This is a genomic window from Amycolatopsis sp. EV170708-02-1, from assembly GCF_022479115.1.
Taxonomy (GTDB): domain Bacteria; phylum Actinomycetota; class Actinomycetes; order Mycobacteriales; family Pseudonocardiaceae; genus Amycolatopsis.
This window is the reverse complement of record NZ_CP092497.1, coordinates 2,212,927-2,235,907: the sequence shown is the minus strand read 5'-3', so window position 1 is coordinate 2,235,907 and position 22,981 is coordinate 2,212,927. Positions and strand designations below refer to the sequence as shown.

General features: G+C 70.4%; 24 protein-coding genes. 12 read left to right on the top strand and 12 right to left on the bottom strand.

The features are described 5' to 3' along the window. Window positions 1-483, bottom strand: a complete 483-nt coding sequence (locus MJQ72_RS10305) for a hypothetical protein (RefSeq protein ID WP_240598922.1) — start codon at window positions 481-483, stop codon at window positions 1-3. Window positions 484-535: 52 nt separating this feature from the next. Continuing rightward, window positions 536-1,642, bottom strand: a complete 1,107-nt coding sequence (locus tag MJQ72_RS10300; protein WP_240598920.1) for an abortive phage infection protein — start codon at window positions 1,640-1,642, stop codon at window positions 536-538. Between the two features lie 39 nt (window positions 1,643-1,681). Between MJQ72_RS10300 and MJQ72_RS10295 the strand changes: the two genes are divergently transcribed. Continuing rightward, on the top strand, window positions 1,682-2,326 hold the full coding sequence (locus tag MJQ72_RS10295; protein WP_240598919.1) for a TetR/AcrR family transcriptional regulator: 645 nt from the start codon (window positions 1,682-1,684) through the stop codon (window positions 2,324-2,326). Here the strand turns inward: MJQ72_RS10295 and MJQ72_RS10290 are convergent. Further along, window positions 2,254-3,222 (bottom strand): LLM class flavin-dependent oxidoreductase, encoded by a 969-nt coding sequence (locus MJQ72_RS10290; protein WP_240598917.1) that lies wholly within the window; start codon window positions 3,220-3,222, stop codon window positions 2,254-2,256. The two genes, MJQ72_RS10295 and MJQ72_RS10290, sit on opposite strands and share 73 nt — an antisense overlap. 56 nt (window positions 3,223-3,278) lie before the next feature. Next, a complete protein-coding gene (locus tag MJQ72_RS10285) occupies window positions 3,279-4,604 on the bottom strand; it encodes a cytochrome P450 (RefSeq protein WP_240598915.1) in 1,326 nt (441 codons plus the stop codon). Window positions 4,605-4,734: 130 nt separating this feature from the next. Here MJQ72_RS10285 and MJQ72_RS10280 point away from each other — a divergent pair, with 130 nt between their 5' ends. From MJQ72_RS10280 to MJQ72_RS10270, 3 genes are all read left to right on the top strand, one after another. Continuing rightward, window positions 4,735-6,015: a hemolysin family protein gene (locus tag MJQ72_RS10280; protein WP_240598913.1), complete on the top strand. Its 1,281-nt coding sequence runs from the start codon at window positions 4,735-4,737 to the stop codon at window positions 6,013-6,015. Between the two features lie 63 nt (window positions 6,016-6,078). Beyond that, complete coding sequence (gene ilvD, locus MJQ72_RS10275) at window positions 6,079-7,758, top strand: dihydroxy-acid dehydratase (protein ID WP_063275280.1); 1,680 nt, start codon at window positions 6,079-6,081, stop codon at window positions 7,756-7,758. Window positions 7,759-7,973: 215 nt separating this feature from the next. Next, window positions 7,974-9,086 carry a helix-turn-helix domain-containing protein gene (locus tag MJQ72_RS10270; RefSeq protein ID WP_240598911.1) on the top strand — a complete coding sequence of 371 codons (1,113 nt, stop codon included), beginning with the start codon at window positions 7,974-7,976 and terminating at the stop codon, window positions 9,084-9,086. 3 nt (window positions 9,087-9,089) lie between these two features. On the opposite strand, the gene MJQ72_RS10265 is transcribed toward MJQ72_RS10270, so the two are convergent. Together MJQ72_RS10265 and MJQ72_RS10260 are read right to left on the bottom strand one after the other, a co-directional pair. After that, on the bottom strand, window positions 9,090-11,402 hold the full coding sequence (locus tag MJQ72_RS10265) for a LuxR C-terminal-related transcriptional regulator (RefSeq protein ID WP_240598905.1): 2,313 nt from the start codon (window positions 11,400-11,402) through the stop codon (window positions 9,090-9,092). An 89-nt stretch (window positions 11,403-11,491) separates the two neighbouring features. Beyond that, a complete protein-coding gene (locus MJQ72_RS10260; RefSeq protein ID WP_240601291.1) occupies window positions 11,492-11,725 on the bottom strand; it encodes a hypothetical protein in 234 nt (77 codons plus the stop codon). Window positions 11,726-11,976: 251 nt separating this feature from the next. On the opposite strand from MJQ72_RS10260, the gene MJQ72_RS10255 reads away from it, so the two are divergent. The 4 genes from MJQ72_RS10255 to MJQ72_RS10240 all read left to right on the top strand — a co-directional run bounded on the left by MJQ72_RS10255 (window position 11,977) and on the right by MJQ72_RS10240 (window position 15,366). Continuing rightward, complete coding sequence (locus MJQ72_RS10255; protein WP_240598903.1) at window positions 11,977-13,158, top strand: sensor histidine kinase; 1,182 nt, start codon at window positions 11,977-11,979, stop codon at window positions 13,156-13,158. Then, entirely contained in the window at window positions 13,159-13,830 is a 672-nt protein-coding gene (locus tag MJQ72_RS10250) for a response regulator transcription factor (RefSeq protein WP_240598901.1), read from the top strand. An 87-nt stretch (window positions 13,831-13,917) separates the two neighbouring features. Next, entirely contained in the window at window positions 13,918-14,493 is a 576-nt protein-coding gene (locus tag MJQ72_RS10245) for a dihydrofolate reductase family protein (protein ID WP_240598900.1), read from the top strand. A gap of 39 nt (window positions 14,494-14,532) precedes the next feature. Further along, window positions 14,533-15,366 (top strand): ABC transporter ATP-binding protein, encoded by an 834-nt coding sequence (locus MJQ72_RS10240; protein WP_240598898.1) that lies wholly within the window; start codon window positions 14,533-14,535, stop codon window positions 15,364-15,366. Between the two features lie 6 nt (window positions 15,367-15,372). Here MJQ72_RS10240 and MJQ72_RS10235 read toward each other — a convergent pair whose 3' ends face one another. Continuing rightward, window positions 15,373-15,786: an ATP-binding protein gene (locus tag MJQ72_RS10235; protein WP_240598896.1), complete on the bottom strand. Its 414-nt coding sequence runs from the start codon at window positions 15,784-15,786 to the stop codon at window positions 15,373-15,375. A gap of 153 nt (window positions 15,787-15,939) precedes the next feature. Between MJQ72_RS10235 and MJQ72_RS10230 the strand changes: the two genes are divergently transcribed. Beyond that, window positions 15,940-16,284 carry an STAS domain-containing protein gene (locus tag MJQ72_RS10230; protein WP_240598895.1) on the top strand — a complete coding sequence of 115 codons (345 nt, stop codon included), beginning with the start codon at window positions 15,940-15,942 and terminating at the stop codon, window positions 16,282-16,284. A 3-nt stretch (window positions 16,285-16,287) separates the two neighbouring features. Here MJQ72_RS10230 and MJQ72_RS10225 read toward each other — a convergent pair whose 3' ends face one another. Both MJQ72_RS10225 and MJQ72_RS10220 read right to left on the bottom strand, forming a co-directional pair. Then, entirely contained in the window at window positions 16,288-16,716 is a 429-nt protein-coding gene (locus tag MJQ72_RS10225) for an STAS domain-containing protein (protein WP_240598893.1), read from the bottom strand. 220 nt (window positions 16,717-16,936) lie between these two features. Further along, window positions 16,937-17,275: a helix-turn-helix domain-containing protein gene (locus MJQ72_RS10220; RefSeq protein WP_240598891.1), complete on the bottom strand. Its 339-nt coding sequence runs from the start codon at window positions 17,273-17,275 to the stop codon at window positions 16,937-16,939. A gap of 69 nt (window positions 17,276-17,344) precedes the next feature. Here MJQ72_RS10220 and MJQ72_RS10215 point away from each other — a divergent pair, with 69 nt between their 5' ends. After that, complete coding sequence (locus MJQ72_RS10215) at window positions 17,345-17,884, top strand: carboxymuconolactone decarboxylase family protein (protein ID WP_240598889.1); 540 nt, start codon at window positions 17,345-17,347, stop codon at window positions 17,882-17,884. Here the strand turns inward: MJQ72_RS10215 and MJQ72_RS10210 are convergent. Further along, window positions 17,881-18,093: a hypothetical protein gene (locus MJQ72_RS10210; protein ID WP_240598888.1), complete on the bottom strand. Its 213-nt coding sequence runs from the start codon at window positions 18,091-18,093 to the stop codon at window positions 17,881-17,883. The genes MJQ72_RS10215 and MJQ72_RS10210 overlap by 4 nt on opposite strands. A gap of 56 nt (window positions 18,094-18,149) precedes the next feature. Continuing rightward, window positions 18,150-19,139 carry a LysR family transcriptional regulator gene (locus MJQ72_RS10205; RefSeq protein ID WP_240598886.1) on the bottom strand — a complete coding sequence of 330 codons (990 nt, stop codon included), beginning with the start codon at window positions 19,137-19,139 and terminating at the stop codon, window positions 18,150-18,152. 90 nt (window positions 19,140-19,229) lie between these two features. On the opposite strand from MJQ72_RS10205, the gene MJQ72_RS10200 reads away from it, so the two are divergent. Beyond that, complete coding sequence (locus MJQ72_RS10200) at window positions 19,230-20,645, top strand: aminopeptidase P family protein (RefSeq protein ID WP_240598885.1); 1,416 nt, start codon at window positions 19,230-19,232, stop codon at window positions 20,643-20,645. 329 nt (window positions 20,646-20,974) lie between these two features. Here MJQ72_RS10200 and MJQ72_RS10195 read toward each other — a convergent pair whose 3' ends face one another. Beyond that, window positions 20,975-22,108 (bottom strand): metalloprotease, encoded by a 1,134-nt coding sequence (locus MJQ72_RS10195; protein ID WP_240598883.1) that lies wholly within the window; start codon window positions 22,106-22,108, stop codon window positions 20,975-20,977. A gap of 225 nt (window positions 22,109-22,333) precedes the next feature. On the opposite strand from MJQ72_RS10195, the gene MJQ72_RS10190 reads away from it, so the two are divergent. Beyond that, window positions 22,334-22,933, top strand: a complete 600-nt coding sequence (locus MJQ72_RS10190) for an XRE family transcriptional regulator (protein ID WP_199750068.1) — start codon at window positions 22,334-22,336, stop codon at window positions 22,931-22,933. The last annotated feature ends 48 nt before the right edge of the window (window positions 22,934-22,981 follow it).

Sequence of the window (22,981 nt, the reverse complement as noted above, 5' to 3'; positions counted from 1 at the left end):
TCAGTCGGCGAGGCGGAACAGGAGGGTTCCCGGGTCCACGTCGACGGGGACCACCGTGCCCGTTTCATAGCGGCCGACGTCCTCGGTGAGCACTCGCGCGCTGAACGGGGCCACGCCGGGGCCGGTGACGACGAGGTCGACGTCGTCGGCGGGCGTGCTCAGCTCGCCGACCCAGATCCGCTTGCTGGAAACGACTTCGGCGGTCGCGCGGACACCTTTCCGGTCGAGTCCGCGATGGGCCTCCCTGGCCATGGCGTTCTGCCAGAGGTGGGAGGCGACGGTGCCGACGCCGCCGAGCGTGAACACGGCGCCCATGGCGACGACGACCAGGCGGTCGTCGTCGCCGGGGTCGAAACGGGTGCTGATCCAGAGCAGGGCCGGGCCGATCAGCACCAGCACCGTCATGAAGAAGCCCAAAAGGCAGCCGATGACGGTGAAGGCGGGCAGCTCCGGAGCTTCCTTGCCTTCGCGGTCCGTCTTCACCGGCGTGAGGTTACTGGCCGGTTTCCGTCGCCGGTTCGGTAAAAATGCCCGCTTACCCGCGGTTGTGCCGGGCGAGCGCTTCGAAGGACAGCTTGCGCTCGAACCGGTACGGCGAATTCTCGTCCTCGTGCCGCTCGCGCAAGGTCTTCACCAAGGCGTAGGACGCCATGTCGAGATCGAACTCCGGCCGGGCCGGATGATGCGGCAGGTTCGGCGCGATGAACGTGTACACGTGCGCGCCTCGGATCCCCGCGGTGCCGAACACGCGCAGCAGGCGGGCGAGGTGGCCTGCCTGTTCGCCCTCGTCCCGCACGTGGCCCGGTTCGATCCTCGGCGGGACCTGCTCGTAGTCGACGATGTCCCAGCCCATCCCGCCCGCCTGCGCCGCGCCGGTGAAGGTGCACGAGCCGAACTCCAGTACCACCACCGGTTTGTTCCATTTCCGGTACTGGGCGAGGTCCTTTGTGTACTCCGCGTCGGTGGCGAAGTAGGGGTAGTAGTCGATTCCGACGATGTCGAAGAGGTTCCAATCGACCGGCTCCGCCCCGCCGATCGAGGCGTAGGTGATCCGGCCTCGGAAGTTCCGGCGCGCCACGTCGGCCGCCCGCGCGAGGAAACCGGCCAGCCGCTCCATGATCTTCGGCCATTCGTCCGGTGGGATCGTGGCCATGTTCGCGATCCGCTCCAGGTAGGTCTCCCCGGGCACGATGCCGGGGGTGAAGAGGAGATGCTCGCAGCCGGCGACGAATTTGACGTCGTCGCCGTGGCGAAGGCGCTCGGCCTGCCGGGCGGACTCGGCCAGGTGCTCGAGGACCTGATCCTGGGGATGGTCGTACAGCCGGGGCTGTACGTACACCTCCATTCCGCGGCGCAGCGCCGCGGACGTCGTCTCGGTGAGCCTGCCGATGTCGGTGCCGAACGCGGTGATCGACGGGCAGCGCAGCTCGTCGGCGATCACGCGGATCTCGCGCTCCAGCTGTCCTCTGCTCCAGCGCACCCGGCTCAGCGGATCGCCCGCGGCGTGCAGGACCCCGGTGTCGTAGGCGACCCCGCCGCGTAGCCGTCGAGTCCTGCCCGCCGCCTCGGCCATGCCCCCGCCGAGACCCGTGACCGCCACCGCTCCCGCGACGGATTTCAAGAACGTCTTGCGACTGATCATGATTTTCCCCTCGCTAGTTGCTCAACTAGGCTACTGTTCATGCAACCAGAAAACGAGCCGGGCGACCAGGAGCGGCGGTCGTTCATCGAAGAGGCCCGGCGCGCGCAGATCGTCTCGGCGACCATCGAGACCATCGCCGAGATCGGTTACGCGAAGGCGTCCTTCGTGCAGATCGCGCGGCGGGCGGGGATCAGCCCGGGGCTCATCACGTACCACTTCGCCAAACGTGAAGAGCTGATGAAGCAGGTCATGCTGACCGTGCACGCCTCGATGGAGCAGGCGCTGGGCGCGCAGGTCGAAGGTGCCGAGAGCTACACGGCCGCACTGCGTGCCTTGATCGAGGGTTTCGTCTTCTATTACGCCGAGCGGCCGAAGGAGATCATCGCGATCGGCCAGATCGCTTCGGCGTCAAGGGATGCCGAGGCCGCGCGGAGCTGGTTCGAACAGCAGAACGCGAAGACGCTGACCGAACTGGAGGACATGTTCCGTGAAGGGCAGGAGGCGGGGGAGCTGCGGGAATTCTCGCCGCGGGTGATGGCCGTGTCGGTGATCGCCGCCATGGAAGCCGCCCCCGCCGAGCTGATCACCCGGCCGGACACCGATGTGGCGGCCTACGCGCGCGAACTGGCCGACCTGTTCGAACACGCCGTGAGGCGTCCGGCCAGCGAGGCGAGCAATTCGTAGGAGCGACGGCGGTCGGTGTGGTGGTAGAGCGGCGTGGTCACCATGATCTCGCCGGAACCCGTCTCGTCGAGGATCCGCTGCAGTTTCGGGACGAGCGTGTCCGGGCTGCCGGTGAGCACGGCGCCGGAGCGTTTCGCTATTTCGGCGCGATCGTCGGCGGTGTAAGGGAAAGCCGCCGCTTCTTCGGGGCTGGGCAACCGGATGCGGGTGCCGCGGATCCGGCTGAGCACCTTCAGCCTGGTCGAACCCGCGAGCCACTCGGCGCGCTCGTCGTCCTCGGCCGCGATGACGGAGACACTGACCAGGTCGGCCTTGATCGGCGCGTCCGGTGCCAGATGATGCGCGAAGGCGTACTTCAGTCCGCGTCCGGCGGCGAGGGCCGCGCTGTCGGGAGACCTGCCGAGCAGCCAGAGCGCCGGGACATTGCCGCCGAGCACGGGGATCGCCTTCACCTCGGCGTCCTCGGGCGGGTCGAGGTAATGCTGGAGTTCCGCCAGCTGCTCGCCGAAGTCTTTCGTCCTTTGTGGACGAATCGCGGCGGAGGCCGCCTTCGAACCACCCGGAGCGCGGCCGAGGCCGAGGTCGATACGTCCCGGATACAGGGCGGCCAGCGTCCCGAACTGTTCCGCGACGACGAGCGGCGGGTGGTTGGGCAGCAGAACCCCGCCCGCGCCGAGCCTGAGGTGCTGCGTGGCGTTCGCGAGGTGGGCGATGAGGACCGCGGGCGCGGAACTGGCGACACCGCGCATGCCGTGATGCTCGGGAACCCAGTAGCGGTGGTAGCCGAGATCTTCGGCGAGCCGCGCGAGGTCGACGGTGTTGAGCAGGGCCTCGCGCGGTGTCGAGCCTTCGACGATGGGGGAGGTGTCCAGGACCGAAAGCACGGCGGAAGACATTCGGTCACCTCTCGTGAGTGGCAAGGACGGTTAGAACCGTCTTTACCACTCACGAGTCAGATGAGCGCGGCCGGAAGCGTTTCGAAGCCGCGCAGGATCCGGGTCTCCCGCCGCCGGGCGCCACTCAGCAGCCGCAGGCCGGGGAAGCGCTCGAAGATCGACCGCAGCCCGATCTCGCCCTCCATCCTCGCCAGCGAGGCACCGAGGCAGTAGTGCCGCCCGGCGCCGAACGACACGTGATCCCGCGCGTTCGCCCGTCCGACGTCGAAGGCGGCCGGGTCGTCGAAGATCTCCGGGTCCCGGTTGGCGCCCGCGAGCACGGTGCTGACGATCGCGCCGCGGGCGATGGGGCTCCCGCCGATCTCGGTGTCCCGGGCGGCCAGCCTGCCGGTGAGCAGGACCGGCGGGTCGTAGCGGAGGATCTCGTCGACGGCGTTGCTCCACAGGCCTGGATCCGCCCGCAGTTTCGCGAGTTCGCCCGGATTCCGGGTGAGCAGGGCGATGCCGTTGCCGAGGAGGTTGACGGTCGTTTCGAAGCCGGCGGCCAGCACCAGCCCCGCGGTGGCCTTGAGTTCCCGCTCGGTCAGGCCCACGCCGTCCTCGCGCGCGGCGATCAGCTTGCTGAGCAGGTTGTCGCCGGGATTCGCCCGCAGCTTCTCCAGATGGGTGGTCAGCCACGAGTCGAACTCGGCCAGCGTCGCCTCCACCGTCCGGAACGTCCGCCACGGCAGGCCGAGATCGAGGCTCGGGGCCGCGGCGCCGCCCAGCGCGAGCACCTTGTCGCGCTCTTCCGGCGGGACACCGAGGATCTGGCTGATCACGGTCACCGGCAGGAGCCCGCAGTACTGCTCGATGAGATCGACCGGGCTCGTCGGGTCGAGGCCGTCGAGCAGTTCGTCGGTGATCGCCTGCGTGCGCTCCCGCAGCTGCTCCACCGCGCGGGCGGTGAAGACACGGGTGACCAGTTTCCGGTAGCGCGTGTGGTCGGGCGGTTCGCTGGCGAGCAGCGACGGCGGCTCGATCGGATGGAGCAGACCGGACGACGACCAGGCGACGAGCCGGTTGAGCAGCGGGTTGTCCGGCACGAACCGCACGGTCTTGAACGCGTCGCTGGTCAGCACCTCCTTGCACGCCGAATGCCGGGTGGTCACGTGCCCGACCCGGGTGGTGGCGATGGCACCGTGCGAGCGGATCTCGTCGAACAAGCCGGTCAGGTCCGCTCCGCCGCTCGCCTCGACGGAGAGCCTGCCCTGGAGGTCGCCCCGGCGCGCCGCGGCCCGCAGGGCGACCCGGGGGATGGCGTGGCCGATGCTCCAGCGGGTGACCGGTTTGGCGATCGCCTCCGCCTTGCGCCGGAAGGGAGCGGTCTTGAGTGCGAACATCAGGACTCCGTCCGTACGGGTTCCTTCGAAGGTATCGGAACTACGTGTCAGTAGCCACCGGCTCGGCACTCCTGCGAACGGGCTTCCACCTCGGTAATGTTCTGCACTTCCGGCGGGCCGGGGAGTGCTTGTGGGCGGCTACGGGTTCGACATCGCGCTGGTCGCGGTGCTGGTGGTGCTCAACGCGGTGTTCGCGGGCAGCGAGATGGCGCTGATCTCGTTGCGCGAAGGGCAGCTGCGGACGTTGGAACGCGACGGCCGCGCGGCCACCCGCACGCTGGTGCGGCTCGCGCGCGACCCGAATCGTTTCCTGGCGACGATCCAGATCGGCATCACGCTCGCCGGGTTCCTCGCCTCGGCGACGGCGGCGGTGTCACTGGCGCAACCCCTGGTGCCACTGCTGGGTTTCCTCGGCAACGCCGCGGGCGCGGTGGCCGTCGCGCTGGTGACGATGGTCCTCACCTTCCTGACACTGGTGCTCGGCGAACTCGCCCCGAAGCGGCTGGCGATGCAGAACGCGCTGCGGTGGGCGTTGCTGGTGGCGCGTCCGCTGAACCTGTTGTCGGCGATTTCGAGGCCCGTGGTGTGGGCGCTGAGCGTGTCGACGAATTTCGTCGTGCGGGCGCTGGGCGGCCGGGCGGAAGCCGATCCGGACCAGATGTCCCCCGAGGAGCTCCGGGAACTGGTCTCGGCGCAACGCGGCCTGAACGCCGAGCAGCGCATGATCATCAACGGCGCCTTGGAGATCCACGAACGACGGCTGCGGGAAGTACTCGTGCCCCGCCGGGCGGTGGTGACCCTGGCCGCCGAGCAGGATCTGCGCTCCGCGCGCGGGCAGCTGGCCGAATCCGGCCATTCCCGGGCGCCGGTCGCCCGCGGCGGCCATCTGGACGACGTCGTCGGCGTGGTGCATTTACGCGACCTGCTCGGCGAGCACGAGGACCTCGCCGAGGTCGTCAGGCCGGCGGTGGTGTTCCCCGATTCGTTGCGGGTGTCGGACGCGATCCGGAGTTTCAAGGCCGAACGGGAGCAGATGGCGCTGGTGGTCGACGAGCACGGCGCCGTGGCGGGCATGGTCACGCTGGAGGACCTGCTGGAGGAGATCGTCGGCGAGATCTACGACGAGACCGACCGTGACGTGCTGGCCGTGCGCGACGGCAAGGACGGCGCCCTGGTCCTGCCCGGCACCTTCCCGGTGCACGACCTTGTCGACGTCGGGGTCGAGCTGCACGACGCGCCGCCGGGGGAGTACGCGACGATCGCGGGGCTGATCCTCGTGATCCTCGGGCGGATCCCGGAGAAGCCGGGCGACCGCGTGGTGGTCTCCGGCTGGACGGCCGAAGTGCTCGGCGTCGAGCATCACGCGATCACCCGGGTGGCGCTGCACCGTGTGCCGAACGCGGAGCGGTGAGTTGCGCCGGACGCGCGGGGTTGGCAGCGTGCCCGGTGTCCCGCCACGAAGGAAGGTGCCCCGATGCCGCAAGACCAGCCGGATTTGAAACCTCGTTCGCGCGACGTGACCGACGGCCTCGAGCGCGCGGCGGCCCGCGGGATGCTCCGTGCGGTCGGGATGGGCGACGACGACTTCGCGAAACCGCAGATCGGGGTGGCGTCGTCGTGGAACGAGATCACCCCGTGCAACCTGTCCCTCGACCGGCTGGCCAAGGCGGTCAAGAACGGCGTGCACGCGGCCGGTGGCTATCCGCTGGAGTTCGGCACGATCTCGGTGTCCGACGGCATTTCCATGGGACACGAGGGAATGCACTTCTCGCTGGTGTCCCGCGAGGTGATCGCCGATTCGGTCGAGACGGTGATGATGGCCGAGCGGCTGGACGGCTCCGTGCTGCTGGCGGGCTGCGACAAGTCCCTGCCGGGCATGCTCATGGCCGCGGCCCGGCTCGATCTCGCCTCCGTCTTCCTTTACGCCGGCTCGATCATGCCGGGTCAGGTCGACGGCCAGGACGTCACGATCATCGACGCGTTCGAAGCCGTGGGCGCGTGCCTGGCAGGCAAGATCAGCCGCGCCGAAGTGGACAAGATCGAGCGCGCGATCTGCCCCGGCGAAGGGGCCTGCGGCGGCATGTACACCGCCAACACGATGGCGTCGGTGGCCGAAGCGCTCGGCATGTCGCTGCCCGGATCGGCCGCCCCGCCCGCGGTCGACCGGCGTCGTGACGGTTTCGCGCACCGGTCGGGGGAGGCCGTCGTCGGCATGCTCCGCCAGGGCATCACCGCGCGGCAGATCATGACCATGGAGGCGTTCGAGAACGCGATCGCCGTCGTGATGGCGCTGGGCGGTTCGACCAACGCCGTCCTGCACCTGCTCGCGATCGCGCGCGAGGCGGAGGTCGATCTGCGCATCGACGACTTCAACCGGATCGGCGACAAGGTCCCGCACCTCGGCGACCTCAAACCGTTCGGGAAGTACGTGATGAACGACGTCGACAAGGTCGGCGGCATCCCCGTGGTGATGAAGGCGCTGCTCGACGCCGGGCTCATGCACGGCGACGTGCTCACCGTGACCGGGAAGACGATGGCCGAGAACCTCGAAGGCATCGCGCCCGCCGGGGTCGACGGCGAGATCATCCGCCCGCTCGACCGCCCGATCCACAAGACCGGCGGGCTGACTATCCTCAAGGGCTCGCTGGCGCCCGAGGGCGCGGTCGTGAAGTCGGCGGGCTTCGACGAGTCGACGTTCACCGGTACCGCGCGGGTCTTCGACGGCGAGCGCGCGGCCCTCGACGCGCTCGCCGAGGGCCGGATCGTCGCCGGGGACGTCGTCGTCATCCGCTACGAAGGTCCCAAGGGCGGGCCGGGGATGCGGGAGATGCTCGCCATCACCGGTGCGATCAAGGGCGCCGGACTCGGCAAGGACGTCCTGCTCATCACCGACGGCCGGTTCAGCGGCGGCACCACCGGGCTCTGCGTCGGCCACATCGCCCCGGAAGCCGTCGACGCCGGGCCGATCGCGTTCGTGCGTGACGGGGATCCGATCACGCTCGACGTCGCGAACCGGACGCTCGAAGTCGGGATCGACGACATCGAGGCGCGCAAGGAGGGCTGGACGCCCAAGGCGCCCGCGTACACGCGCGGGGTGCTCGGCAAGTACGCCAAGGTCGTGCGGAGCGCCGCGCACGGAGCCGTTTGCGAGTAGAGCCCTGCCCGTGGGCTGAAGGGGCCCTTCACCGCATGTGACGCGGTGAAGGCCCCTTCGTCGCATCGCATGCGGTGAAAGTCCCCTTCAGCCCCTCACGAACGGGTGATGCGTAGGCCGGACAGGCCCGAGTACGTAATTCACCCGATGTGCCCCGCTACTCCGGAGTAGCAGACTCGGCGGCCCGACGATTCCCGCTGCTCCGGAGGTCGACGATGACCGCGTCCTACGCCCCAGCCCGCTCCGCCGCCCTCGTGATCGCCCGCGTGGTCGTCGACGGGATCCGGCATTCGCTGCCCGAGCACGCGCCGCTGTTCGACGCGCGCGCCACGGAGTTCGTCGCCTCGGTACTGGAACGCGACGGGGTGAACCTGGGCATCGCGGCGGGTGCGGACGCCTTCCGCGAGGTCGGCGTCGCCGAGTACGCGGCGGGCAAGGAACTGGACCGGCTCTCCCGCGCCTACCACTCGGCTGGCCGCGGCGCCCTTCCCGCGCTGGCCTCGCTGTCGCGGCAGCCCGGGGCCGGGTCCGCCCTGATGGACACCGGGGTGGAGGCCCTGCTCCGCTGCTCCGACGTCCTGATCCGGCTGTCCACCGCGGCCTACCGCGCCGCGCACACGCCCTCGATCGCCGAGCTGCGCCGAGACCTGCTGAAAGAGATCTTGAGCGGCCGTCCGCCCGCCAAATGGGCGGGACTCGCGGCCGAGGCGGGCTGGGTGCCGCCCGCGCGCGTGGTGGCCATCGCCGCCGAGCCCGGCGCCGTCCGCGCCTCGTTCGGCCCGGAGGTGCTGGCCGATCTCACCGGCGAGTACCCGCATCTGCTCGTGCCCGACGACGTCGAGATCGGCGGTGTCCTGGCGGGGACGCGGGCCGCGGTCGGCCCCGCGGTGGCACCCGCCGACGCCGCGGTGTCGCTGCGCTGGGCGCGCCGCACGCTGGAGCTGGTCCGCCGCGAGGTGATCGACGACGGCCCGCTCGTGCGCTGGTCGGATCACCTGACCACGCACTGGCTGTTCGCGGACGAGGTGCTCACCACCGCGCTGGTGACCCGCAGCCTGGCGCCGATCGCCGAGCTGCCCGCCAACGAGCGCACCAAACTCGCCGAAACCCTCGACGCCATGCTCTCCGCCCGCGGCGGGGCGCCCGAGATCGCGACCAACCTCGGTGTCCACCCGCAGACGGTCCGGAACCGCATGCGCCGGCTGCGGGTGCTGTTCGGTGCCCGGCTCGACGACCCGCAGTCCCGCCTGGACCTGAGGATCGCCCTGCGCGCGGAGCTGCTCACGGCCGAACCGGCCGGGCCCGCCGCCCCGATGAAGGTGGCGTGAGCGTCAGGCGGGATCCGCGGACCGGGTCACCCAGGTGGCCACCTGGACGCGGTTCGAGTAGCCGAGCTTGGTGAGGATGTGGTCGATATGGGTGTCCACCGTGCGCCGGGCGATACCGAGCCGGTCGGCGATCTCCTGGTTCGTCAGGCCCTCGGCGATCACGTGCGCGATCTCGGTCTCGCGTTTGGTGAGCACCTGCGCGGGTTGCTTCCGAGGGCCGGGGGTGCGTTCTTCGAGGGCGTACGCGATGGCGTCACGGGTGGGCATCGCGGCGCCGTCGGCGAATTCCTTGACCGCGACCTCCCAGCCCAGTGCGGTCGTCACGGTGTCGGTGTCGGCGAGCAGGGGTTCGGTGAACGCCTCGTACCGCGTCGGCCACGCGCCGACCGTGCGCCAGACGTTCATCGCGGCACCCTGCAGGATCGCCGCCCGGTTGGGGCGCTTGGTCCGGGCCGCGCAGCCCGCCATCACGGTGAGCGTGAACCCGACGACGACGCGGTCGTCCACCCGCTCGTGCAAGCGCAGGACCTGCTCGCAGCAGCGCTCGGCGAAGGTGAGATCCCCTTGGAGGTATTCGGCGGCGGCGCGCGACCACAGTGCCCAGCCACGCCAGAAGACCTCGCCGCGCCGCACGCAGCGCTCGACGGCTTCCGCGAGTATCGCCCGGCCGCGGTCGATGTCGCCGTTCAGCCAGACGGCGAGCCCGTGGTTGTAACTCGCCCAGAGGTCCCCGCCCTCTTCGCCGTGGGCGCGGAACAGGTCGATGGCCGTGCCGAACAGGCGTGACGCTTCGGCCATCTCGTCGTTGATCAGCGCGGCGTAGGCGCGGACGTGGAGTACGTACGCCGCGGCGAGTTCGTCGCCGCTCGTCTCGGCTTCGGCGGCCGCCCTCTCCAGCATGCACCGGTGGGCGTCCATGTCGCCCTGCACCACCGCCAGGAAACCGGAGAGCCACAGCCCGTGCGCCCGCTCCGGGACACCCGGTGCCGCGGCCTCGTCGAGGCGGCGGACCCACATCCGGCCTTCGGTGTTCAGTCCGCGGACGATCCAGAACTCCTTGCTGTCGCGCAGCATCCGGAGCCCGATGCTCGCGTCCTCCGGGGCGCCGGTGCAGTAGTCGAGGGCGACGCGCAGGTTCGCGTGTTCGCGCCGCAGCCGTCCGATCCAGGCGAGCTGATCGGTCTCCAGCCATTCGGCGGCGTACCGGCCGGCGAGTTCGGCGAACCAGTCCCGGTGCCGTTTCCGGAACTCCGCCGTCCCGCCCGTCTCGCCGAGCCTGTCGGCGCCGTACTCGCGCACCGATTCCAGCATGCGGTACCGCACCCCGCCGGGGTATTCCTCGCGCAGCAGGAGGGACTTGTCGAGCAGCCCGTCGACGACTTCGAGGACGTGCTCGCGTGGCAGTTCGCCGCCGCTGCACACCTGTTCGGCGGCGTCGAGGTCGAAGCTGCCGGAGAACACCGAGGCGCGTGCCCACAGCAGCCGCTCGGGCCCGGTGCACAGGTCGTGGCTCCAGTCGATCAGGGCCCGCATGGTCTCGTGCCGCTCCGGCCGCCCCCGCCGGTCCTTCGTCAGCACGGAGAACTGCCGGTCGAGGCGGTCGGCGAGCTGACGCACGGACAGCGCCCGCGCGCGGACGGCGGCGAGCTCGATGGCCAGCGGCAGCCCGTCGAGCCTGCGGCACAGCCGGATCAGCGGCTCGACGTCGGATTCGGTGAGCCGGAACGACGGCGCGACCGCGGTCGCCCGGTCGACGAACAGCCGCACGGAATCGTCGTTCAGCACGCGTTCCAAGGAGTCGCCCTGTTCCGGGATCGCCAGCGGCGGCACCGGCAGGACGCGCTCGCCCGCCACACCGAGCGACTGCCTGCTGGTGGCCAGCACGGTCACCTGGGGACAGGCCCTGACCACGGTGTCGGCGAACCAGGCGCAGCTGTCGACCAGATGCTCGCAGTTGTCGAGCACGAGCAGCAACCGGCTCGCCTGCAGGGCTTCGACGACGACCTCGATGGCCGGTTTCGCCGAGCGGTCGCCGAAACCGAGGACGTTCGCCACCGTCGGCACCAGCAACGCGGGTTCCCGCAGCTCGGCCAGCGACACGAACGCGACCTCGTCGGCCGTGGCCTCCCGGTGGGCCGCCGCGATCCGCCAGGCCAGCCTGGTCTTGCCCACACCGCCCGGCCCGGTCAGCGTGACCAGCGACGACGCCTCCAGCAGGCGCTTCGCCTCACCGGTCTCGGCGTCCCGGCCGACGTAGCTGGTCACTTCGGTGGGATCGGCCGACCACCCCGCAAGCGAGCCGACTCCGTCCGCCATGCACTCTCCCGCGATCGACCAGCCCCGCGTTTTCGGTCCGATGTAGACGGAAAACGCCCGGCTGCGGATACTAGCGGACCGGCGTCCTCCTAGCGGGGCACTCGTTTGGCGCGGTCGTGCGCCCAGCCCGCCAGGACCGTTCCGGTGGCCGCGAGCAGCAGGAACACGATCAACCTGCCGCCCCACTCACCGGGTACCCAGTCGAACGCGCCCCAGAGCTGGGTCGCGGAACGATCGAAAAGGCTGCGGATGGCGGCCTGCGCGAAGACGGCGAGGGCCACCATCCCGAAGATCTGCAGTCCCAGATAGCCGCCCTTGGTCATGCTTCCTACCTCCTGGTCCACGGTCGTGAATCTTGCGCCGGGCGGGAAGAAAGGACGTCGTGAAAGCCACTTTCGCGACACGCTGCGCCCCGCACCCGCCGACAGCGTCGCGCGCGCGGGCCCCGGCGCACATCGGCAGCGCGTCGCGCCTCGTGTCCGACCAAAGTCGATCCCCGTCGCGACCGAGGTCGGGGCCGGGATAGTCCCGTGTCCGGCTGCGCCGCCGCGGGCCGGTCGACCATGATGGGCCGGTGATCACCGACGCCGGCGCCCAGCCGCCCCTCCGTCCGTGGGGACAGGCCTGGCGCCTGCTCGCCGCGGCCGCGCTGGGCGTGCTGCTCTGGGTCATCACGGCGGCTCAACTGCCGGTCGGCGCGTCGGGACCGAGGGTCGAGTGGATGATCACCGGTGATCCGCTGATCGCGCTCGCCTGCCTGATCGCCCTGGTGTGGCGCCGCCGCTTCCCGGTCGTGATCGCCATCGCGGTCATCCTCGCCTCGACGGCGTCGGTGCTGGCCGGTGGCGCGGCGCTGCTGGCGCTCTGTTCGCTGGCCACCCGGCGGCGACCGGCCGAAACGGCGGTCGCGGCGGTGTTGTCCGTGGCCACGGCCGTGCTGATCGCCGACCTCTACCCACAGCGCGAGGTGCCACAGCTGTGGGTGGTGATCAGTCTCCCCACCTTGCTGGTGGGCATCGTGGTGGCCGTGGGCGCCGCGATCGGCGCGCGCCGGGAGGAGGTGCGCTCGCTGCGGGACCGGGTCGAGAGCGCCGAACGGGAGCAGGCCGCGCGGGCGGCCGAGGCACGGATCATGGAGCGCCACCGGATCGCCCGCGAGATGCACGACGTCCTCGCGCACCGGGTCTCGCTGGTCGCGATGCAGGCCGGGGTGCTGGGGCATCGCCCGGATCTGCCCGCCGATCAGGTCGCGGAGCTGGCGCGCGGCATCGCCGACGGCTCCCACCAGGCGCTGGAGGAACTGCGGGACGTCCTCGGCGTGCTGCGGGCGGACCCGGACGGACTGGAGCCGCCGCAACCCTCGCTCGCCGACCTGCCCGCGCTCGTCGCCGACGCGCGGGCGCTGGGCTTGGCCGTCACGATGAAGACCACGACCGAAGGCGAGCCGCCCGACGCGATCGCGAGGACCGTCTACCGGATCGTCCAGGAAGGGCTGACCAACGCGGGCAAACACGCGCCCGGCGCGGACGTCGTCGTCACCGTCGAAGGAAGTCCGGGCGACGGGTTGCGGGCGACGGTCCGGGATTCCGGTGCGGTGCGGGCGGTCTCGGGCCCGCCCGCGTCGGGATTCGGCCTGCTCGGTCTCTCCGAGCGGGTCGAACTGGCAGGCGGCGAACTGGACCACCACGCGGAACCCGGCGGCGGATTCGTGCTCGCCGCGCGCCTGCCGTGGCCGGTCCGCGAAGGGAGCGAGTGAATGGACGGCGAACGGGTACGGGTCGTGCTGGTCGACGACGAGCATCTGGTGCGGATGGCGCTGCGGCTCATCGTCGACGGCGAACCCGACCTCGTCGTGGTCGGTGAGGCCGCGGACGGCGACGCCGCGGTCTCCGTGGTGGGGGAGCAGCGGCCCGACGTCGTCCTGATGGACGTCCGGATGCCCGGACGCGACGGGCTGAGCGCGACCGAGGAGATCCTGGGCCTCCCGGAGCCGCCCCGGGTGCTGGTGCTCACCACCTTCGACTCGGACGAGATGGTGCTGGGCGCGCTGCGCGTCGGCGCGCTCGGATTCCTGCTCAAGGACACCCCGCCGCCGCGGATCCTCGCGGCGATCCGGACGGTCGCGACCGGCGAACCCGCGCTCTCGCCCGCCGCCACGGCCCGGCTGATCACCGCTGCCACCGGACCGCATTCGTCCGACGCGCGCCGGGCGTCGCGGGAAACCGCCCGCGGGCTGCTGGCCACGCTGACCGACCGCGAACGCGAGACGGCGGGCGCCATCGCCGAAGGGCTTTCCAACACCGACGTCGCGCGAAGGCTGGACATCACCGTCGCGACGGTGAAGGCGCACACGAGCAGCATGCTCTCCAAGCTCGGCGTCGAAAACCGGGTCCAGATCGCCTTGCTGGTCCGCGACGCCGAAGAGTGAGAAATTCTTTCCGCCGCGATGTCGAATCCGTCGTTCCCCGGTCGACGCAGTGTCGAAAGCACTTCCGAACCACCAAGGAGAAACCAGATGCGCACCCTGATCGCCACCGCGTTCGTCTCGCTCGACGGCGTCGTCGAAGGCCCCGGCGGAGAGCCGGGCTACCGCAACTCCGGCTGGACCTTCAACGGCATCGAGTTCGACGAAGCGGCCTACGAGCTCAAGGGGCGTGAGCAGGGCGAGGCCACCGCGATGATGATGGGCCGGGTCAGCTACCAGGCGTTCTCGCCGGTCTGGCCCGGCATGACCGAGGAATTCGCCGGGTACAACGCGATGCCGAAGTACGTCGTGTCGACCACGCTGCGGGACGAGGACCTCGTCGACAACTGGGGCGAGACCACGATCCTGCGCTCGCTCGACGACGTCGCGAAGCTCAAGGAGACCGAGGGCGGGCCGATCATCCTCCACGGCAGCGCGGAACTGGACCGCAACCTCGCCGACGCCGGCCTGATCGACCGCTACCACCTGCTGCTGTTCCCGGTCCTGCTCGGCGCGGGCAAGAAGCTGTTCAGCGACACCGACAAGGACAAGCAGAGCCTCAAGCTGGTCGAGAGCGAGGCCTACGGCAACGGGATCCAGAAGCTGGTCTACGACGTCATCCGATGATCGGACCCCGGCCGGCCGGTGGCCGCGTGCCCTGCGATCATGAACCGCGTGAACAAGCCCGTCTTCGTACAACCGAACCTCGACGGACCGGCGGTCGAGCTGTCCGGGGTCGAGGTGCACGTCGGCCGGGTGCCGCTGGTGTCGGACGTCGACTGGCGGGTGGACTACGGCCAGCGCTGGGTCGTCCTCGGCCGCAACGGGGCGGGGAAGTCGACGATCCTCTCGGTGGCCTCGACCCAGCGGTTTCCCAGCGCGGGCACGGCCATCGTGCTCGGCCACCGGATGGGCGCGGTCGACCTGCGTGACGTGCGGACGCACATCGGCTTCGTCGGCGCGAACCAGCGGCTGCCCGACGCGGAGAACCACGACGCGCACACCGTGGTGCTCACCGGCCACAGCGGAAGCGTGCTCCCGCTCTGGGATCGCTACGACGACGCGATCCGGGACAGGGCGTCGAAGCTGCTCGAACTGGTCGGCTGCACCGAACTGCGCGACCGGCCGGTGCGCGTGTGCTCGCAGGGCGAGCGCGCCCGGGTCCGGCTCGCCAGGGCGCTCATGGCCGATCCGCTGCTGCTCCTGCTGGACGAGCCGTTCGCCGGTCTCGACCTGCCCGGCCGCGAGGATCTCCTGATGGCGCTGGAGAACCTGACGCTGGCCCAGCCGGAGCTGGCCACGGTCACCGTGACGCATCATCTGGAGGAGATCCCGTCGACGGCCACGCACGCCCTGATGGTGCGCCGCGGCAAGGTCACCGCCGCGGGGCCGATCGACGAGGTGCTCACCGACGAAGGGCTTTCCGCCTGTTACGAGCGGGACGTCGAGGTCCACCGCATCAACGGACGGTGGGCCGCGCACGCGATCCGGCGGTCCTGAAACCGGTCAGAGGGTGGGGCAGGGCCAGGCGAGCCGGACGACGGTCCCGGTGGGTGTGCTGGTCACCGAGGCCTCCGGCGCGAAGGCGCGGATGATCGGCAAACCGCGTCCGCCGTCCGGGCGGCGGCCGTCGCGCCAGCGGCCCTCGTCGGCGACGCTGATCCTGAGGTGGCCGTCGTCGTGGGCGGCGGTCACCGTCATGACGTTGCCTTCGGTGCCGTCCGGGTACGCGTGTTTGACGACGTTCGTCATCGCTTCGTAGGCGGTGAGTTTGAGATCCTCGGCCAATTCCCGGGGAAGACCGCGTTCGAGGGCCCAGTTCGCCAGGACGTCGCGCAACGCGGCGGCCTGGGCGGGGACGGCGGCGACCTCGAGGACCAGCTCGTCGGTGTGCTTGCGCACCGGCTCGTCGATCGGCATCACGAAGCTTCTCCTCGTCGTCCGCCGCGGTCCACGACCGCCGGATCCATCGACAAGGCTAAGGCACCGCCTGGACCCGGACACGAGAGCCGCGCGAGCGGGCACCGTCATCCGATATGTTCGGAGCAGTCGGGTACCGATCGTGAGGGGTGGATGACGGTGACGAGCGGAGACGGCGCACACCGGGAGGTTCCGTTCTCGGTGTCCGTCGCCAGGCCCGATGGCGCCGAGGTCGTCATCGCGGTGGCGGGGGAGATCGATCTGACGACCTCCGAAGATCTCAAGGAGACCTTCGAGGAAGCGCTGGAGCCCGTGCCGGGCAAGCTCGTCGTCGACCTCGAAGGCGTGGAGTTCTGTGATTCCACCGGTTTGGCGACCCTGGTCGGTATCAACGACCGGTGCGGCAGCCAGGGGGTCGCGCTGAGTTTCCTGCCGTCACCCACGATCCGGCGGCTGGCGTCGAAGACGGGACTGTCCACGCTCCTGCCGCTCGCCTGATCGTCAGCGGTTCGGCACTTCGAGGATCGCGTGGTCGAGGTGCCGGTACACGGGAATCTGGGTGTCGGCGCCGAACAGCTGCAGCAGGCGCAGCACCGGCCGGGCGTCGGCGACGACACCGGTCGTGCGGCGTTCCGCGCGGGCGCGGGCCGCGGCGGACTCGATGACCCGTAACCCGGCGACGCCGAGGAAGCCGACTTCGCTGAGATCGAGCACGGTGGCGGCCGGGAGGCGGCCGCGCAGGGCCTGCTCCAGCCGTCCCGCGGTGGCGAGGTCGATCTCCCCGGCCGCGGCGACGACGAGCAGATCGTCGTTCCACCGGATCCGCTGAATCCGCAACAGGTTCTCGGCCGACGGGCGCGGTCGCGGAATGGCGGAGTGGAAGGTGGGGCCGTCACGGCTGCCCCGCGTGAACGGAATTCGTTCGGTCATGATGGTGTCTCCCGGACAGCCGGGGACGAGACGGACAACGGGCAAGCCTGCACAACTGCTGCGCAAGTCAACCTCGCCGCCGCGTCGCCCTGGAAAGGTGCTGGGCCGCGGACATGCGGGTCGTTCGCGCGGGCTGGTGGACTCAACCTCACGTACTGCTCACCGTACGCCGATCACAACTCCTGGCAAGACCGGATGCGGTGAACGGCGGGCCATCAGCTCATTCGCGTAGTGCCTTTTCCCAGGCGAGGCCCCATTTCTCCAGCGGGTGCAACGCGTCGAGGAGCCGTTCCCCCAGCCGGGTCAGGCGGTAACCCTCCTCGCCGGTCTCGACGATGCGTGCCTCGGTGAGTTCGCCAAGGCGGGTGGCGAGCACGCTCGACGACATGTGTTCGCAGCGCCGCCGGAGTTCCCGGAAGCCGACGTCGCCCTGGCGCAGCTCCCAGATCACCCGCAGGGTCCATCGGCGCCCCAGCAGATCGAGCGCGGCCATGAGCGGACGGCCGGTTTCGGAGCCGCGGACCGGCCGCCCGGGCCGCGGGATCGGGTCGTCGGGCATGGCAACCCCCTTGTGCTTCGACTTTCGAAGCAGCATAGTGGTTCTGAAATCGAAGCGCCGGAGGTGGTCATGCCGCGTATCGCCCCACTCGCCCCGCCCTACGAGGCCGACGTCGAACAGGCCCTGCGCAAGTGGATGCCGCCGGGGGTGACGGAGGAGCCGCTGGCGCTGTTCCGGTTGCTGCAGCACCACCGGGAGCTGGCGTCGCGGATGCGCGTCCTGGGGGCCGGCCTGCTCGCGCACGGCGAATTACCCGCACTGGACCGGGAAATCGTCATCGCGCGGGTGACCGCCCGCTGCGGATGCCGTTACGAATGGGGTGTCCACGCCGCGGTTTTCGCGCCGGTGGTCGGCTTGACACCGGAACAGCTCGAAGCGACCGTGTCCGGCGACTCCGGTCACCCCGCCTGGTCCGGGCGGCATCGCGCGCTGATCGGCGCCGTCGACGAACTCCACGACACGGCAACGGTTTCCGACGCCGCGTGGACCGCGCTCGCCGAGCACTATCCGCCTTCGCAGCTCCTGGAGTTCCTCGTGCTGGCGGGCTGGTACCGGACGATCGCGTACGTCGCCAACGGCGTCGGCCTCGACGAGGAGCCATGGGCCTAGGGTCGGTGCGAGTCGATTTCCCTTGTGCCGTCGCGTTCCCGTTTCGGGGCCTTCCAGGCCGCGAGGAAGCACAGGAACGCGGCCACGAAGCCGACCGCGGCGAGTGTCCCGGCCCAGACGGCGCCGGTGCTGCCGAGGAGATAGAGCTGGACCACGGCGGTGCACGTGTAGACGACCGCCAGTCCCAGCCACAGCCGTCGCGTCATCATCCCCCCGTCTCCGTTCGCCCGGTACGGGTGGTCAATCGCGGCGGGGCGGGATCGGGTTACAGGCTGTTCGAAACCCGGAAGAAGTCCACCAGCCCGTCCCACGACCGGGAGTCCCGCCGCCGCTCCCACCACGTCCGGAACGGGGTCGACGCCATCGCGTGCCGCGTGTACGACGTCATCATCGCGCGGTAGACGTTCTCCGCCTGGTCCCAGGTCAGCCGTTCCTTGCGCCACGCCAGCACGAGCCGCATCCGCATGGGGTCGCCCTTCAGCGGCCGGACGACCATGCCGGGCAGTTCGGGCGCGGTGGGTTCCACGAGCTGCACCGCCTGCCCTGCGGCGATCAGGTGCCGGCCGCCGCCGTTCGGGCATTCGAAGCGGATCCGCGGGGTGAACCCCGCTCGATGCGTCGCCGCGCGCAGTGACGTCAGCGAGCCGTCCTCGGGGCCGGGCGGTCCGATCCACGCTTCGTCCGCGAGGTCGGCCAGGTCGACTTCGAGACCGCCGGCGAGCCGGTGCCCGGCCGGAAGGCCGATGAAGACCGGCACCCACGCGAACAGCACCCGGTGCCCCAGATGCTTCGCGAGCGGCACTTCCTGGTCGTCGGACATGGCGATGACCGCGATGTCCAGGGTCGCGCGGGCCAGTGCCTGCGCCAGCACCGCGCTGGAGGGTTCCACGTGGACGGTCACGTCCAGCCCCGGCAGCGCTTCGTCCAGCCGTTCGACGAAGGTGGGCAGACAGTCCATTTGGGACGATCCGAGCCGCACCGGGCCGTCGCCGAGCGCGCCGAGGAGGTCGCTCTCGAATCGGTCGAACTCCACGAGCAGGGTCAGCGCGCGGCGCAACGTCTGCTCGCCGACCGGGGTCGGGGTCACGCCGGTGTGGCTGCGGACGAACAACGGCGCGCCGATCTGCCGTTCGAGCCGCTGCAGCAGCGAGGTCAGCGACGGCTGGGACATACCCAGCGCGGCGGCCGCCTGCGAGAGGCTGCCCGCTTCGGCGATGGCGCAGATCGCCCGCAGGTGCCGGATCTCCAGGGCCATAGGCGGAGTCTATCGCCGCCGGTCATTACGGCCGGGTCCGTCGCGGTGCGAAGGTGCGGCCAGGACGATGACTACCTGAAAGGGGAGCCGATGACCGGCGACCGAACCCGGCCGGATCTGCGCGCGCTGCTGGCCGCCAAAGGGTTCCGGAACTGGATCAGCGACGGCTGGGAACCGGCCGACGACGCGGTGGACGTGCCGCCGGGCACCGCCGAGGCGGCCGCCGCCCATCGCGGCAGGCTGTCGGCCGAACTGCCCGGTCAGCGGATCGCGCTCGCGGCGGGCCGGGCCGTCGTGCGCTCCAACGACACCTTCCACGGCTTCCGCGCCGACAGCGATTTCGTGTGGCTCACCGGCTGCCAGCGCGAGGGCGCGATCCTCGTGATGACCCCGGCGGGGGACAGCCACCACGCCACGCTGTACGTCCCGCGTCCCGCCGAGGCACACGAGCCCGACTTCGTGGGCGACGCCGACACCAGTCCGTTGTGGGTCGGCTCCGCCGCCGGACCGGCCGCGTACGGGGACGCCCTCGGCATCGAATGCCGCCCGCTGGAGGATCTTCCGCACGGTTTGCGCGGGCGGAACCCGAGCTTCCTGGTGGGTGCCGGGGTCGATCCCGTGCTCGACGCGTACCGCTTCGGCCACAGCGAGCGGCTCCGGACCGTCCTCGCCCAGCTGCGCCGGATCAAGGACGACTGGGAGATCGGGCAATTGCGCGCCGCCGTCGACGCGACCGCCCTCGGGTTCGCCGACGTGCTGGCCGCGCTCCCGGAGGCGGTCCGCGGCGGCGGGGAACGCTGGCTGCAGGGCACCTTCGACCGCCGCGCCCGCACCGAGGGGACCGGGCCCGGCTACACCTCCATCGTGGCGGCCGGGCCGCACGCCCCGATCCTGCACTGGACGCGCTGCGACGGGCAGGTGACCGAAGACAGCCTTCTGCTGCTCGACGCCGGTGTCGAGGTGGATTCCTTGTACACGGCCGACATCACCCGGACCTTCCCGGTCGGCGCGGAGTTCACGAAGGCCCAGCGCGACGTCTACGACCTGGTGCACAAGGCGCACATCGCGGCGCTGGGCGAGGTCCGCCCCGGCCAGGACTACGGCGCGTTCCAGGCGACGGCGCTGCGCGTGCTCGCGGAGGGATTGCACGATTGGGGCCTCCTCCCGGTGTCGGTGGACGAAGCGCTGTCGCCGGACGGACAGCAGCACCGGCGGTACATCGTCTGCGGGACCGGCCATTTCCTCGGGCTGGACGTCCACGACTGCGCGTCCGCGCATCCCTCCACGTACCGCGAGGGCACCCTCGCCGAAGGGATGGCGCTGGCGGTCGAGCCCGGCCTGTACTTCCATGCCGGTGATCGCACCGTGCCGCCCGAATTGCGCGGTCTCGGCGTCCGCATCGAAGACGACGTCGTGGTCACCGGCTCGGGATACGACCTGCTCTCCGACGGGTTCCCTTCGACCGCCGACGAGATCACCGCCTGGGTCCGGGCGGCCAGGAGCTGAAGGACGCTTTCACCGCGTCCCACGCGGTGAAGGGGCCCAAGATGGCGGAATCGACACCGGTGGGCTGAAGGCTCCCTTCGCCGCATCAGACGCTGTGAAGGGAGCCTTCCGCCCCTGAGTGGCAACGACGGTGAGAGCCAACCCTGCGGTCGGGCGATGTCGCGTGACCGTAGGGACGACACGCGTGACTGAGCGGACGGCACGTGTGTCTGGACGGACGACACGCTCGCGGCCGAGTCGCACCTCGTGTCGTCCGTCCGGTCACGTTCGTCGTCCGTCTGATCACGCGTGCCGTCCATTCCGTCACGGCGTCGGCACCCGTCGCGAACTCAGTACCGGATGGTGTGCCCGGCGAGGATCCGCTCGGCGGCGCCGGTCGTGGACAGGCCGGCGGCGGGCCGGTCCTCGGTGAAGTACTCGCGGAAGTCCTGGCTGAAGTCGCGGGTCATCAGTGCGATCGTCCGATTCCAGTTCCCGCCGTCCGGCCCGTCCGCCGCCCACAGGTCGAGCAGCGACGAGCCGACCCGCCCTTGCACGGTGTCGCCGTCGTCCCAGCCGGGGGTCGAAGCGTCGTTCTCGAAGCTGTAGGAGGTGCCGTTGTCGTAGACGTAGCGGTAGTCGCCGAGGGCGTACGCGGCGACGGCGTCGGCGAAGCCTTCGGTCCACGCGCACGATTCCGAACTGTGCTTTTCGATGTAGTGCGGGTTGCAGCCGGTGACGACGGGGAAGTCGCGGCCGTACAGCTGCCACTGCAGCCAGTGCCCGGCCTCGTGGAGGATGAGGTGCTTCGAGTCCGGCATGGTGTTGCCGAGGAAGACGTAGTTCGTGTTCGGGTAGTCCCAGTAGCCGCCGTCGGCGACCTTCGGATCCCAGACGAAGGTGATCTGGTCACAGCGTCCGTCGGACTGCCGGGCCGTCCAGCACGACGAAACCGGGTTGGCGCGTTTCCAGTACAAGACGTTGAGCGTGTCCACGACCTTCCAGGCGCGCTGGAGCGTGGAAGGTACCTTCACCGTGCCGAGGTCCTGGCTTCCGTTGACGTTCGTGCGGCGCGCCGAGTCGAACGTGTAGTCGGTGGTGTTGTTCGCGGCCTTCACGACCCGCCACATCGAGGTGCTGCTCGACCGGAAGCGCACGTACGCCTCGGCGAGGGGTGCCGTGTGGCAGGCGGTGAACCGGCCGTCGGAGGCGCCGGTGATACCGCGGGCGAGCCTGGTCGCGGTGCCGGAACCGGTGTGGCCCCACAGTTCCCAGTTCGCGTTCCGGGCGACCTGCGTGCGCAGGGGTTTGCTGGTCCCGGCCTCCGCGTCGAGATGGTCGAAGACGAGCGTGCCGGTGAGACAGGCGTTCGCGGCGGCCGTCGCCGGCGCGGCGGCCACGGCCGCGGTCAACCCGAGGGTGGTGATGAGCACCGCGCCGAACGCCCGAAGTCGTCGGCCTGCGGATCTGCGGATCAGCTGCACGGGAATCTCCTCGCTGGCAGGAACGACGGTGCGCCCGTGACCCTGTGTCGACGGTGACACACCGGTTGGTGAAGGAGTTTCATCGCGGCGGGCGCCGCCCACCATCGCGTCGGCCCATCGGCCGCGGCTATGCCCCGCTTGGCGGACAGCGTGTCATGATGTCCGCGAACTCGATCGGCAAAGCGAACGAGGTCGTACGGTTTGACGAACGACAGGGGAGAAGCGGTGGAGGACGAGACGCCCTCGATCCGGGACATGCTGGCGGTCAATCTGCGCGCGGCCAGGGCGGCGAGGGGGATTTCGCTGTCGGAGCTCTCGCGGCGGTCGGGAATCGGCAAGGCGACGCTGTCCCAGCTGGAATCCGGCGGGGGGAATCCGACCATCGAGACCGTGTTCAGCCTGTCCAGGGTGCTGGAAGTGGCGATCTCCGATCTGCTGGACCATCGCGCGGGCGGCGCGCTCACCGTGGTGCGCGGTGCCGACGTCGAGGTGCTCAGCGGCGAGGGAGTGGATCTCCGGCCACTGCGAAGGATCGAGACCGGTGACGGCGTCTTCGAGGTGTACGACCAGGTGGTGCGCGGGGACGCGCCGCAGCGTTCGCAGGGGCATGTCGGGGTCGAGCACACCATCGTGCAGACCGGATCGCTGCTGGTCGAGGTGGCCGGACGGACCGTCGAGGTCGGCCCGGGGGATTACGTCGCCTTCGACGCCCGCGAGCCGCATTGCTACACCGCGTCGGACGGGCCGGTGCACTCGGTCCTCCTGCTGCAGTACCGCGCCGACGAACGGCTCGACGGCAGGCCGCATCCGGTGCTGAAGGGCTGAGGGCGCACGAGGTATTGACACCCGTCCGGGGTGGAACCTACTCTCCGA